The organism is Rhizobium sp. 10N414 (assembly GCF_056394785.1).
This window is the reverse complement of the sequence record NZ_JBFTIN010000002.1, coordinates 161554-174052: the sequence shown is the minus strand read 5'-3', so window position 1 is coordinate 174052 and position 12499 is coordinate 161554. Positions and strand designations below refer to the sequence as shown.

The following is a 12499-nucleotide window of genomic DNA, read 5'->3' as shown; positions in this document are numbered from 1 at the left end:
TTAGCCTTTCGTGCCGCCGGCGGGGCCGCGGTAGAAGAGTGAGCGTATGGCGAGAACCGTCAGCACGACAGCGAGCTCCACGGCACCCATGATGAGCGCGATCGCCGAACCGAGCGAATGATCATATTGCTCGAAGGCGGCCTGATAGGCGGCAATGGAGATGACACGCGTCGGCCCTGCCGGCGCACCCAGAAGCACGGCGGAGGGAAAGACAGCGAAGGCCTGGACGAAGGCAAGGCAAAAGGTGACGGCTAGGCCCGGAACCAGAAGCGGCAGGAAGACGCGGAAGAAGCGCTGCCGTGGCCCTGCGCCCAATGTTGCGGCTGCCTGTTCAATCGCGGGATCGATACCGGTGACGTAGGACAGCGTGAGCAGGAAGGCAAACGGAAAGCCGGTGATCAGTAGCGAGGCAAAGACGCCCCAGTAATTGTTCGTCAGCTTCACGGGGCTGTCGAGGATGCCGAGCAGCAGGAGCGTATGATTGAACCAGCCACGCGGTCCGAGAAAGGTCAGCAGTCCGTCGGCCACGAAGACCGTGCCAAGGGTGATTGGCAAGACGAGAATGGTCGTCAGCAGGCGCTGTCGGCGCATCAGACGCACGCGCAGGGCAACCGGCACCGCGAATGCGAGGTTGATTATGGTTACCGGCAGGGCCAGCCACATGGTCGCAGCGATCGTTTGGTACTGGAACGGATCGCTGAAGAATTTTGTGTAGTTGGCATACCAGGCGCCCTCTTTCGGCATGAGTGAATCGGCCAGGCCATAGAGGAAGGGGTAGACGAACAGCGCGATCATGAAGATCAGGCCTGGCAGAAGCAGCAGCGTCGTGCCGTCAAGCCCACGAGCGGCAAGTCGAGTTTGCAGCGAGGGCTGGTTCATCCCGCCGCCCCCGAAAAGACCAGGGCCCGACCGGCAACCGGCTGCAGCCTCGTCGATGCGCCGCGGCCCAGCGGCTCGTCCGCCCGGAAATAGAGTTCCGAACCGTCGCCTGCCCGCGCCATGCCGAAAAATGCGCGTCCGCGATACTCCATGCTGCTGACGGTGGCGGCGATCCCCTCGCCGCTGGACGCGACAAGATCCTCCGGGCGGACGGACAGGATGGCTGCATCACCTGCCTTGAGGGGCGAACGCATCGTGCCGACGAGGCGAGCGCCGGCGACCTCGATCTCAGCCTCATCGCCGGACACGCGCGTAATGCGGCCGGGGACACGGGTTCTGAAGCCCATGAAGTCGGCGACATCAACGTTGACAGGCCGCTGGTAAAGATCCTGGGGCGAACCGATCTGCTCGATATGACCCTGGCTCATGACCACGATGCGGTCGGCAAGCGACAGCGCCTCGTCCTGGTCATGCGTGACATAGATGGTGGTGGACCCGATCTGGTCGTGGATACCGCGAATTTCGGCGCGCATTTCAAGCCGGAGCTTTGCATCAAGATTGGATAGCGGCTCGTCCATCAGGACGATTGGCGGGCGAATGACAATGGCGCGCGCGATTGCGACGCGCTGCTGCTGCCCGCCAGAGAGCTGGCCCGGCAATTTGTCGGCTTGGCTTTCGAGGCGAACCAGGGCCAAGGCATCGCGAACGCGCTGGTCGGCCTCGGGACCCTTTATGCCCTGCATGGCAAGCCCGAAGCCGACGTTCTTTCGGACAGTCATGTGTGGAAACAGGGCGTAGCTCTGGAAAACCATCCCAAAGCCGCGGCGCTCCGGTTCGAGCTGGTCGATGCGCGTGCCACCAAGGCGGATTTCGCCACCCGTCAGTGCAAGCAAGCCGGCAATGCAGTTCAGCGCGGTCGACTTGCCGCAGCCGGATGGACCAAGCAGCGCCACGAACTCGCCGGGCTCGATCGCAAGATCGATGCCATTCAAGGCGTTGAACGCCCCGAAGGCGCGACGCATTCCGTCGAGTTCCAGGCGCGCGTTCTTGCGCGTCGATGCTGCGGCATTCGATACCGAGGTCAAACCAATCTCCATCTGCAGAATGAGGTGGCCGGCCTGGGACGAAATCCCGGCCGGCTGATGCTGTTCGATCAGCCCTTCTTGGCGCCGATCTTCTCGTCCCAGATGCGGAAGGCTTCGACCAACTGCTTCGGCTCCAGCGGAACCTCCAGGGGATTGTTGGCGATCCAGTCGGCATATTCCGGTCGACCGAATTCCTTGAGGGTGTCCTGGCTTTCCTGCGGCGCCATGTCAATTGTGACGTCCTTGACGGCCGGACCCGGATAGAAGTAGCCGGCGTCGTAGGCGATTGCCTGCTGCTTGGGCTGCAGGACGTAGTTGAGGACGTCGATCAGCACGCCGATCTTCTCGTCGGACACGCCCTTCGGGATCACTGCGTAGTGGGCGTCGGTGACCCAGTGGAAGCCATCGAGCTTCTGCACCTTCGCTTCAGCCGGAACGATACCGAGCGCGCGCGGATTAATGTCCCACCCGGTCGTCGAGACGACGATGTCGCGGGTTCCCTCGCCAAGCTCCTTCATCACCTGGCCAGTGCCGGTCGGATAGTATTCGATGTGTTCGCCGAGTGCTGCGAGATAGTCCCACGTCTTTGACCAGCCCTTGGCAGGGTCACGCGGGTCGCTGTCGCCGAGCAGATAGGGCAAGCCCATGAGGAAGGTGCGGCCGGGGCCGGAATTGGCAGGGCGAGCGTAGATGAAGCGGTTCTTGTTGGCCTTCGCCCAGTCAAGCAACTCCTGCGCCGACTTTGGCGGCGTGGGCACCTTGTCAGGCATATATTCGATGAGGGGACCGGACGGGTAATAGGTGACGACGACGCCCTGATCCTTGGCAAGGGCCTGCATCTTGAAGGCCTGCGGCTGCAGGATTTGCTCGAGGTTGGGAAGCTCGGACTTGTGCGCTCCGAGATCGATCCAAAGTCCCTGGTCGAGGCCGGCCGAAAGTGCATCCGTGCCTGTCAGGACGAGATCGATATCGACCTTGCCGGCTGCCTGTTGCGCCTTGATCTTGCCAGGGAGTTCCGGCGCCGGTGCCTTTGTGAAGGCGAAGCTCGAGACCCATTCCGGCTTCTCCGCGGCATAGGCCTCGAACATGCCCTGCGTGAGCGCGAGGTTGCCGGCGACATCCGCGATCGTGATGGTGACTGGACTTGCCGGTTTCTTGGCCTGTGCAAAGACCTTCAACGGCAGCATGCTCGCGACGGCGGCGCCTGCGGCGGTGCCGACAAATGTTCTGCGGGTGACTTTCATATTGTTTCTCCTCCTCTTGTTGCCGGGCACCGCAAAACGTGGTGCTGCGCGTCCCCGAACCGATCGTTGCAGGGATCGGCACCTTCTCTTAGATGCGTGAAACATCTGAAATGATTGCCGAAAACACCATTCCTCCCGGTGCAGCTTGGCAGTCGCGATAAATTGATATACTAGTATTCACGAACGAGTCAATGTCAGGGCCGCACGTAATGCAGGCAACAGTTGTTTCCACTCCCGCGACCCTGCCTTCCGGGGCTGAGAGGCCGGCGAAGCTTCGTCGCGTGACGACCGCAGATGCCATCTACGACAGGCTGTACGCCGACATTCTTGCTCTGCGTATGCGACCTGGAATGCAACTGCAGGAAAAGCGCATTGCCGAAGAGTTCAACGTCAGCCGCACACCCGTGCGTGAGGCGCTGCTTCGACTGTCGGAAGGCGGGCTTGTCGATATCTATCCGCAATCGGGCACCGTCGTGTCGCGCGTGCCCGTCGCGGCCATCCCGGAGGCAGTCGTCGTTCGCAAGTCGCTTGAGGGTACCACGGTGGAACGTGCGGCCGAGATCGCGACAGCTGCCGATATCAGTCGCCTGGATGGCATCATCTCACGACAGAGATCACTGGCCGCACTCGGCGACCCCTCGGCGTTTCACGAAGAGGATGAGGCGTTCCACGAGGCGATTGCCAGCATCGCTGGATATCCTGGGATCTGGACGATCCTCAAGACGGTCAAGGTGCAGATCGACAGGGCGCGTCGGCTGACGCTGCCGGTTCTTGGCCGGATGGACAATGTCGTGCACGAACACGAACTCATTCGCGATGCTATTGCGGCCCATGATCTTCAAGCAGCGCGCGCGGCAATGATGCATCACCTCAGCGCCGTCATACCCGATGTCGCCGAGCTTCGAACGCAGTATCCAGATTACTTCTGCTGAGCCGATCAGCGGACAACGACAAGACGATCCCAAGGAGGAAGTGCATGCGCCAGGGTTGGAGATGGTTTGGGCCTGAGGCTCCGGTGACACTTGATGAGGTGCGCCAGACCGGAGCGACGAATATTGTTTCGTCCCTGCATCAGGTTCCGATCGGGCGCGCGTGGACTGAGGCTGAAGTGCGTGAGCGGCAGGCGATGATCGAAACCACGCCGGCTGGGCGCTCGAGCCTGACATGGTCCGTCGTCGAGAGCATCCCCATTCCCGATGCGGTCAAGCGCAATGGCGGGCGGGCAAAGGCGGAAATCGAGGCCTGGATTGCCAGCCTGGAAGCTGTTGCCGCCTGCGGTATTGCAATTGTTTGCTACAACTTCATGCCCGTCGTCGACTGGACGCGCACCGAACTCGACCATGTGATCGAAACCGGTGCCACCGCCATGCGCTTCGATCACGAGAAGTTTGCTGCCTTCGATCTGTTTGTACTACAGCGCGCAGGTGCCAAGGAACAGTACAGCGCCGAGGATGCGGCGCGGGCGCGCGAAGTGTTCGACACGATGAGCGAAAGCGAAATTGCGGAGATCACCCGGATCATCACATCTGCCCTGCCCGGCTCTACGACCGAGCCATTGACGATCCCGCAGTTCCGCGAAAAGCTCGCCGCCTATGCCGGGATCGATGCCTCCAGGCTGCGCCAGCACCTCATTGAATTCCTTCAAGCAGTGACACCGGCTGCCGAAGCGCGTGGCGTGAAGCTGACGCTGCACCCCGACGATCCGCCGCGCTCCCTGTTTGGCCTGCCGCGTATTGCATCTACCGCGGATGACTATGCCGCACTCTTCGATGCCGTGCCCTCTGAGGCAAATGGCATGTGCTATTGCACCGGCAGCCTCGGCGTTCGTGCAGACAACGACCTGGCCGCAATTGCCCGGCGCTTTGCCGCCCGGATCCATTTCGCGCATCTGCGGGCAACCAGGCGCGAGGGCGACGGCCGTACCTTCCATGAGAGCGCCCATCTGGAGGGTGACGTTGATATGGTCGCCGTCCTGAAGGAGCTTGTTGCGGAGGACCGACGGCGTCAGGCAGACGAAACGATCGTTTTCCGTTCCGACCATGGTCATCGCATGCTCGACGATCTCAACAAGAACGTGACGCCAGGCTACCCGGCAATCGGGCGTCTGCGCGGTCTGGCCGAGCTCCGCGGCATTCTCCATGCGCTGGGGGCGGCGCCGTCGTGACGGTGGCCGCATCGCATTGAGGATCTTTTAAGCGCTTGTTGCGGGGGTGAAACGGCGGATCGTCCGGCACGCCGCATCTCCCGCATCGGGAACAAACTTGGGCACGGCTCATTTCTCTTCTTGCAGAGAGGAGAAACGACATGACGTACGACCCCAATGATCCCAACCGCAATCCCGACACAGATCACGATCTGCGCACGCCACCGGTGCGTCGAAGCTCGAGTGCCTGGATCGGATGGGTTGCCGCGATCGCTGTGATCCTCGTTGCGGCGTTTGCTATCACGGAATGGTTCGACCGGCCGGGTACCGACATGAACCCGACGGCTTCGACGACTGAAACTCAGCCGGTGAAGCCGCCGGTAGCGCCAGCCGCGCCGTCAAGTGAGCCGGCAACACCAGCCCCGGCCAATCCTTCGACCGGCGGCACGACACCGCAATAACCATGACCGGAATCGGGAGCCTTACCGTTCCTCGGAGGCTTCCCTTTTCTGATCGCACTCTGGTCGGTTTCAGTCGGCCGCGGCTCTCCTGGCCACGGCCTGGGTCTCGACCGAGAGGGCGTGTTGTCCGGCTCCCCGGAGCCAGGTCCACGCACCATCAGTGTGTCGCTGCGCGCTTTCTGGAGGCGGCGAGGATGTAGTCGTCAGCAATATCGGCGATTGCCATTGCGATTTCCGTCGACGAAAAGCCGTCGAGTTTTTCGCCCTGGATGATCAGATAGACGGCTTGCTCGATCTTCTCCCTGCAGGCGGAAAGCCTGTCGGCGTGACTGATTACTATAGGACGTAGTTCCATTGCCCTCTCCGGTCGTTCTTGATCTGTGTTGAATGCTGACATTGGTTAAGCGGTGCACCTGTTGACAACCGAGACGCTGTCGCAGACGCCCACCCATCGCTCAGTTCAGCGAAATGGCTTTGCCGCCAATCATCTCCGCTGGAGCGATAGGCGATCGAAGCTTCAACTTAACCGTGCCTCGACCATAGTCGCAAAAGTTCAAAGCGGCTCGTGAAATCGACGTGACACGACCATAAATTGCATCGCCAAAAATATGTACCGCCCAGGGTCAGTGTTGTGCTGCATCAATACTGTTGCTTGACCGCTTTGACCTTGGTCTCATTTGCGCGACAGGGATAAATTCGCAACGGCGGGGGAAAAATTTGGGCGATCAGCAATTAGCTTCTTGAAATAATTTACTCTTGGTTGTATTTTTTCAGAGTTCAAAGATATTGCCAGTCTGACACGAGGAAACGGTGAGCGCCATGAAGGCCAAGACTCCAAACGCCATTGATGCCTATGTGGGCGAGCGTGTCAGGTTGAGGCGGAAGCTACTTGGCATGAGCCAGGTTAGCCTTTCAGAGTCGCTTGGGATTACGTTTCAACAGCTCCAGAAATACGAAAAAGGCGTCAATCGCATAGGTGCGAGCCGGCTGCAGCGGATTGCGGAGGTCCTTGGCGTGCCTATTGGCTTCTTTTTCGATGAAGAGGGGGCGCATACGGCAGGTCTGCAGTTGAGCGCTGAGACCGATGAAGTTGCGCATTTCATCGCCTCGAAGGAGGGGTTGGCGCTAACGCGCGCCTTTATCGCGATCGAAGATCCGAACATTCGTCGAAAGCTGTTGGCGCTTGCAAGGAGCCTTGGCTCCTCGCAATCGGGCACGGATTCGCATGAGGGCTGGGAACGCGCGGACGAAACACGAGGATAGGCGGTGCTGCACCTCCAGACATTTGGCGAACTGCGGCTGACAGATGAAGCGGGCAATGCAGTCGGCTATCCCGCCAAGGCACTGTTGACGATGGCGTATCTCTTCACGTGCAAGGGTCATGCGCTCACACGCCAAGAGGTGGCTTCGTTTCTGTGGTCGGATGCCGAAGCCGATCAGGCCGGTCTCAATCTGCGAAAGCTGATTTCCCGTATTCGACAAATCGATGACAGCCTTGCCGCGCCACTTCGGATCACCTCGGCCTCCGTCGAACTGCGGGCGGAACTCCTGACCGTTGATATTGAAATACTCGATGAGGCAAAATCGCCGATGGACCGGCTGAAAGCAAGTAGCGATCTGCTTCAGCGTGAATTCGTCGGCAATGTTCGCTCAGCCAGCAAAGCGGTCGACCACTGGATCGCGCGGGAGCAGCGGAGCCACAGGGCCAAGTTGCGCCAGACGCTCCTCGATGCGGGCTCGGCTGCTCAGTGTGCCGACGATTATCGCGCTGTGTCGGGCGCTGCTTTACAGCTCCTGGAACACGACCCGTCCGATGAGCAGATCCGGGCGATCCTCCGCGGGCTGCCGGGAGTAGCCGACCCGGACCTACTGCCTCGGGGCGAACGCCAAGCGAGAAGCTATTTCGTGTCAGCGGAGGCGCAGAATGCGACCACTCGTGAGGTGGAACCTCGAGCCGCTTCGAGCCTGCCGCGGCTGGTTCTGCTTCCACCAACGTCCCAGGGTAACGTCGTCGGTCTGTCGCTTGCCGCCGCGCTGATCGAAGATGTCACGATCGAGCTATGCGGCCTCCGAAACATTTCCATCGTTGCGCCTCACACTGCGGAGCAAATCCGTCGTGACTCTGACAAGGCGGCCATGATTGCCCGCCACTCGATCTCCTATCTTCTCGATACAAGATTTTCGGGCGAAGGCCTCTATGCGCAACTGGTCTATTTCCCGACGGACGAAATCATCTGGGCCGTGAGATTTCCCATGACCGCGGCAACGCTGCCAACCCAGCGACGGCTCATGGCCCAGCACTTGTCATTATCCGTCGTGGATGAGCTTGCCAGGAATGAGGAAGCCCGGCTTAGCCTGGAGGCGAACCCGCAGGCATATCACTCCTACCTTGTCGGCGCGAGCCTGATGGGCAAGCTGACCTTGCCGCACATTCGCAGGGCGAGAGCGGCCTTCAAGGAGGCGCTGAAATATAATAAGGATTTTTCACCAGCGTTTACCGGCCTGGCGCGGACTTACACCAGCGAGTGGCTGGTGACGGCGCAGGGTAACGAGGAGCTCTTGGGCCTTGCTGAACAGAGTGCGTTGAAGGCCATCGAGCGGGACGAAGCTTTCGCCGGCGGCTACCGCGAACTCGGCGTGACAAAGCTTTATCTCGGCGACGTCGATCAGAGCGTGGCGGCGCTCCGCCACGCGGAAGAATTGAGCCCTCATTTCGCCGACGTGATCTATAGCCACGCCGACACACTTGTTCATGCCTCGCGTCCCAAGGAGGCATTGGCCAAGATCGAGAAGGCGATCTCGCTGAATCCAATTTCGCCTGACAGCTATCTTTGGTGTGCCGCAGGCGCGAGCTACTTCCTCGAGCGCTACAACGACGCCATTGCCTATGTGGAAGCCATGAAGGACAAGGAGCCGGCTTACCGCATTGCTGCTGCGAGTTGTGCAATGATTGGCGATCGCAGGCGGGCCCAGTTTTATCGGCAGCGTGCGCAAGCGCTGAACCCGGTCTTCGACCTGGAAAAATGGCTTTCTGTCATTCCGTTCAAGGAACAATGGCAGAAGGATCTCTACAGAGAAGGGCTTTTGAAAGCTGGATTTTGACACCAACGAAAGGAAACGTCATGTCAAGGGCAGTAGTATTCGGCATTGCAGGGGATGCGAAACTTTGGATTGCCGACCTCGATGCGGGGACCGTCAAGCCACTCGATGGGGCAACCGGTGATCTGGCGAAGGTCGCGGATCTGCGCAAGTCAGGTGCCTCCGTCGTCAAGAAGGTGGATTTCGCAATTGCGGTTTCTTCGGCGAAAGCGGCGTTCTCCGGTCACGTCGAGCCGAACCCCTGACGAGCATCAAGCTGGCCGCCTATTCCGACCGCACGGTTCCACCCTCTGAGACGCTGGCCCGAACCGCGCCACTACTCGCGAACTTTGGTATAACACGCGTGGCGCGCCACACCGGCTTGGACAACATCGGCATCCCGGTGTGGTGCGCTTATGTCCCCAATGGGCGGTCGATCGCGATCGCCCAAGGCAAGGGTCTGACCGACGACGATGCCAAGGCTTCGGCCGTTATGGAAGCGCTTGAGCGCGTCGTTGCCAACAGGCCGGCCATTGCAACGCTTTGCGCCTCGGCGAACGATCTGCGAGAGGAGGGATTCTCTTTTGACACGCTTGCTTGCCTGATTGGTCGGCATGAGGACGACATTCGGCTCGATGAACAGATTGACTGGGCGCTTGGCAAGGATCTCCTGACCGATCGGGACGTGTATGTTCCCTTTGAGGCGGCACTTCTGGACCGCACCCGCCGCAATCGCTTCTGGATGTCTTCCGATGGTCTTGCCTCCGGCAATACGATGGAAGAGGCCACCCTGCACGGGCTCCTTGAGCGTGTCGAACGCGACGCATTTTGCCTCTGGCAGGTTGGCGCCGTTGAGGATCGGCTTTCGCGCTGCATTGATCCGGCAAGCTTCGAAGATCCATGGCTCGATGACCTCGTTCGAAAGATTGAGGCGGCCGGTCTTGTCGTTCGCCTGTTCGATATGACAAGCGATATAGCTGTGCCCTGCTTCACGACCGTCCTCGGGCCCGCGGAGCGACGGGGCGACAATATTCGCTTTGTCGAGGTGACGGGAGGAAGCGGTGCGCATCCCTCCCCTGTCCGCGCGGCCATTCGGGCAATAACAGAAGCCGTTCAGTCGAGGATAACATTCATCAGCGGCGCCCGCGACGACCTGTCGCCGGACGAGTTTCAAAGGCCTGTGCCTGCGGAGACCTTGCATGCCCTCGATGCCATCCCAGTCGCCTGGATCGCTGCTGCGCGCTACGATGACAAACCGCACCTCAACAGGATCCTCGATGCCTTGCGGGAGCGACAGATCGCGCCAGTGATAGCGCTACCACTCAGCGACCCCGCCTTGCCCTTCCATGTCGTCAAAGTCTTCGTTCCAAGCCTCGAAAACCCCGAGGGCGCGCGGGCGCGTCGCTTTGGCGCCCGCGCGATCGCAAAGGCGCTGTTTTCATGAAAGTCATCTTTGTTGGGCCAAGTCTCCCGGACGCAGCGACGCTGGCAGGAGATGGGGTCACCGTATATCCGCCCGCCGTTCAAGGTGACGTGTTGGCCGCAGTGCGGAGAGGCGCGCGAGTCATCGGCATCGTCGATGGCGGTTTCGAATACACCGCGCCCGTCTGGCACAAAGAGATCCTTTTTGCACTCTCACGGCAGGTCCGTGTGTTCGGTGGTGCAAGCATGGGGGCGCTTCGCGCGGCGGAATGTAAAGTCTTCGGAATGGTTGGCGTTGGCCGGATCTACGGCGAATATGCCTCGGGAGCGACGGTGGACGACGCCGATGTAGCGCTGCTGCATGGACCCATGGAACTTGCATATCGGGCGTTGACCGTGCCGCTGGTGAATGTCAGGTCGACACTCGATAAGCTGGAGGGCCGGCAGATGCTGACGCATGAACTTCGCGTAGCGCTCGAAGTCGCTGCTGTCGATTTGTTCTTTAAAAAGCGGACTTGGAGGGCGATTGTGGCAAATGCGGACGTTTCCGCCGATCGGCAGGAACTCCTGTCGTTGCTGCGATCGAACGAGGTCGATCAGAAACGGGCGGACGCTCTCGCTCTGCTGGACGCTGTGCGAGTGGCGGACAATGACTGCTCGCCCCCGGCTGAGTTGGCGTGGCAATTCAACGAGACCTTTGTCCGCTCGGAAGAGCGATAATTTGGAAACTGTCTGCTGTAATGCAACAATAAAGTGTGTCACGGGGTTTTCACGGGCCTTTTGCGCGCACACTGAATATTCTCCAATGGTTCGAGGGAGAATAGTTATGAGTGCAGCATCGGCAAACGGATCGGTGGTACTAGACGGCAGTGAGCGATCTTCTGAGGACTTGGATGAGCTCGTCGCACTGGCGCGTATGATCGCCTATGCGAAATATGCCGCTGGAGATGCCGATCTGGTGGGGGCTATGGACTACCTTGGTATGGCGCTGAATGAGGTTCTGCGTGAAATTGGGGACGGTCCGCATGAGGGCCTGGCGGACGTGATGGCGTCCAAAGCGGCGACATGCCTGAATTGACATGAATTGAGGGGACGGTGGGGATGGGGCCGGCGCGTTGCGTCGGCCCTATTTCAATTTCTTGGAATAGACGCAGAGCTTTTCGGAGTGTTCATAGTCGTTGCTCTTGTAGTACTCCGCAACGCCGCCCGTGCTGCGCGAGACGAGCCAAACGTGGACATAGCCCATTGTGCGCGCGTCCTCCTCCAATGTGTGCAGGAGGCGGGAGCCGATCCCGGAGCGCTGGTAGCGTGGTCTTATCGCTATTTCCGCGACGTGGATCCCGCGTCCCATGACAGAGGTGTGCGGCAGGCCGAAGGCGAAGCCGACGGGTCGTTCGGCATCGAACGCGGCCACCGCCAGGCACATCGGCGTCGTTGTCAGTTCGTCTATGCGTGAGATTGCGTTCTGAAGGCACCACTCCTCGTGCCAGGGCGGCCTCGCGTAGGCTTCGACGATGATGTCAGCATTGAGGAGTGCTTCATCCCGGGTCACGCGTCTATAAATTATCGGCATTCATACACTGTCGCCATCACCGCGCACGACACGCTTGATGGCGCCTTCCTGTTCACTCCACCCCAGAGCGTTAAAGCATAGGCCAAACGACCCGTGTTGTGACTTCATCGTGACACGCGTTTTGCGCGAACCCCAGGGCGACCTGCAAGCCAGCGCTTTGTGCCGGGTGCCGCCCGGCACAGAAAGGCGCTTCGTGAAAGACTGAGCGCCTTTTTCCTTTTGACATTTGCTGTTGCTCGCCCGAAACAGCGTATGTTGTGGCGCGAGGAGAAACCGCAGATGAACGATAATGTCATTCAATTCCGTCGACGAAAGCCGCCCCGGCCACCCCGGCCGGGCCTTCGCAAGCTCGCGATCGCCGCAGCAATTCTTGCGCTGTTCGCTGCCGCGTGGGGGTATTTCACCCTGTTCAGCCCGCCGGTCTGACATCGCGTCGCGCTGGTGCGGGTTGGCGTTTGACGCTGGCAGCACAAGAACATGGCCTGATGTGCAGGCCGCATCGTTCGGCAAAACTCTCTCATCCAGGCATTTGATCTGAGGCAAGGCGCGCTACTCTTTTAAATGGAGTGGTGCGCAAAACTCGTGCAGGCCGCATAGTTTCGCCCGAAGTGCCT

At 60.1% G+C, this 12499-nt stretch carries 15 protein-coding genes; 10 read left to right on the top strand and 5 right to left on the bottom strand.

Annotation, left to right across the window (positions count from 1 at the left end; all coding sequences use genetic code 11):
• The 3 genes from AC1DE4_RS04005 to AC1DE4_RS03995 are packed head-to-tail and all read right to left on the bottom strand — an operon-like array spanning position 1 to position 3208.
• Positions 1–879: an ABC transporter permease gene (locus AC1DE4_RS04005; RefSeq protein WP_169679934.1), complete on the bottom strand. Its 879-nt coding sequence runs from the start codon at positions 877–879 to the stop codon at positions 1–3.
• The gene (locus tag AC1DE4_RS04000) at positions 876–1976 is read right to left on the bottom strand and encodes an ABC transporter ATP-binding protein (protein ID WP_169679936.1); all 1101 of its coding nucleotides are present in this window, start codon (positions 1974–1976) and stop codon (positions 876–878) included. Before AC1DE4_RS04000 ends, AC1DE4_RS04005 begins: the two co-directional genes overlap by 4 nt.
• A 56-nt stretch (positions 1977–2032) precedes the next feature.
• Entirely contained in the window at positions 2033–3208 is a 1176-nt protein-coding gene (locus AC1DE4_RS03995; protein ID WP_018855524.1) for an extracellular solute-binding protein, read from the bottom strand.
• 209 nt (positions 3209–3417) lie between these two features.
• On the opposite strand from AC1DE4_RS03995, the gene AC1DE4_RS03990 reads away from it, so the two are divergent.
• From AC1DE4_RS03990 to AC1DE4_RS03980, 3 genes are all read left to right on the top strand, one after another.
• Entirely contained in the window at positions 3418–4140 is a 723-nt protein-coding gene (locus AC1DE4_RS03990; RefSeq protein WP_169679937.1) for a GntR family transcriptional regulator, read from the top strand.
• A 44-nt stretch (positions 4141–4184) separates the two neighbouring features.
• Complete coding sequence (gene uxuA, locus AC1DE4_RS03985) at positions 4185–5372, top strand: mannonate dehydratase (RefSeq protein ID WP_477880080.1); 1188 nt, start codon at positions 4185–4187, stop codon at positions 5370–5372.
• Between the two features lie 140 nt (positions 5373–5512).
• Positions 5513–5812, top strand: a complete 300-nt coding sequence (locus AC1DE4_RS03980; RefSeq protein WP_192302761.1) for a hypothetical protein — start codon at positions 5513–5515, stop codon at positions 5810–5812.
• Between the two features lie 157 nt (positions 5813–5969).
• Here the strand turns inward: AC1DE4_RS03980 and AC1DE4_RS03975 are convergent, their stop codons facing one another.
• Positions 5970–6167: a hypothetical protein gene (locus AC1DE4_RS03975; RefSeq protein WP_169679940.1), complete on the bottom strand. Its 198-nt coding sequence runs from the start codon at positions 6165–6167 to the stop codon at positions 5970–5972.
• A 464-nt stretch (positions 6168–6631) separates the two neighbouring features.
• Between AC1DE4_RS03975 and AC1DE4_RS03970 the strand changes: the two genes are divergently transcribed.
• From AC1DE4_RS03970 to AC1DE4_RS03945, 6 genes are all read left to right on the top strand, one after another.
• Positions 6632–7075 carry a helix-turn-helix domain-containing protein gene (locus AC1DE4_RS03970; RefSeq protein ID WP_169679941.1) on the top strand — a complete coding sequence of 148 codons (444 nt, stop codon included), beginning with the start codon at positions 6632–6634 and terminating at the stop codon, positions 7073–7075.
• Positions 7076–7078: 3 nt separating this feature from the next.
• Positions 7079–8914: a peptide antibiotic resistance protein gene (locus AC1DE4_RS03965; protein WP_477880077.1), complete on the top strand. Its 1836-nt coding sequence runs from the start codon at positions 7079–7081 to the stop codon at positions 8912–8914.
• Between the two features lie 20 nt (positions 8915–8934).
• Positions 8935–9156, top strand: a complete 222-nt coding sequence (locus tag AC1DE4_RS03960) for a hypothetical protein (protein WP_112666691.1) — start codon at positions 8935–8937, stop codon at positions 9154–9156.
• 11 nt (positions 9157–9167) lie between these two features.
• A complete protein-coding gene (locus AC1DE4_RS03955; RefSeq protein WP_210258142.1) occupies positions 9168–10334 on the top strand; it encodes a YcaO-like family protein in 1167 nt (388 codons plus the stop codon).
• Positions 10331–11032: a TfuA-like protein gene (locus AC1DE4_RS03950; protein WP_169679945.1), complete on the top strand. Its 702-nt coding sequence runs from the start codon at positions 10331–10333 to the stop codon at positions 11030–11032. Before AC1DE4_RS03955 ends, AC1DE4_RS03950 begins: the two co-directional genes overlap by 4 nt.
• A 106-nt stretch (positions 11033–11138) precedes the next feature.
• Entirely contained in the window at positions 11139–11390 is a 252-nt protein-coding gene (locus AC1DE4_RS03945) for a hypothetical protein (RefSeq protein WP_169679947.1), read from the top strand.
• Between the two features lie 48 nt (positions 11391–11438).
• Here the strand turns inward: AC1DE4_RS03945 and AC1DE4_RS03940 are convergent, their stop codons facing one another.
• Positions 11439–11885: a GNAT family N-acetyltransferase gene (locus tag AC1DE4_RS03940; RefSeq protein WP_477880074.1), complete on the bottom strand. Its 447-nt coding sequence runs from the start codon at positions 11883–11885 to the stop codon at positions 11439–11441.
• 279 nt (positions 11886–12164) lie between these two features.
• On the opposite strand from AC1DE4_RS03940, the gene AC1DE4_RS03935 reads away from it, so the two are divergent.
• A complete protein-coding gene (locus AC1DE4_RS03935) occupies positions 12165–12311 on the top strand; it encodes a hypothetical protein (RefSeq protein ID WP_477880072.1) in 147 nt (48 codons plus the stop codon).
• The last annotated feature ends 188 nt before the right edge of the window (positions 12312–12499 follow it).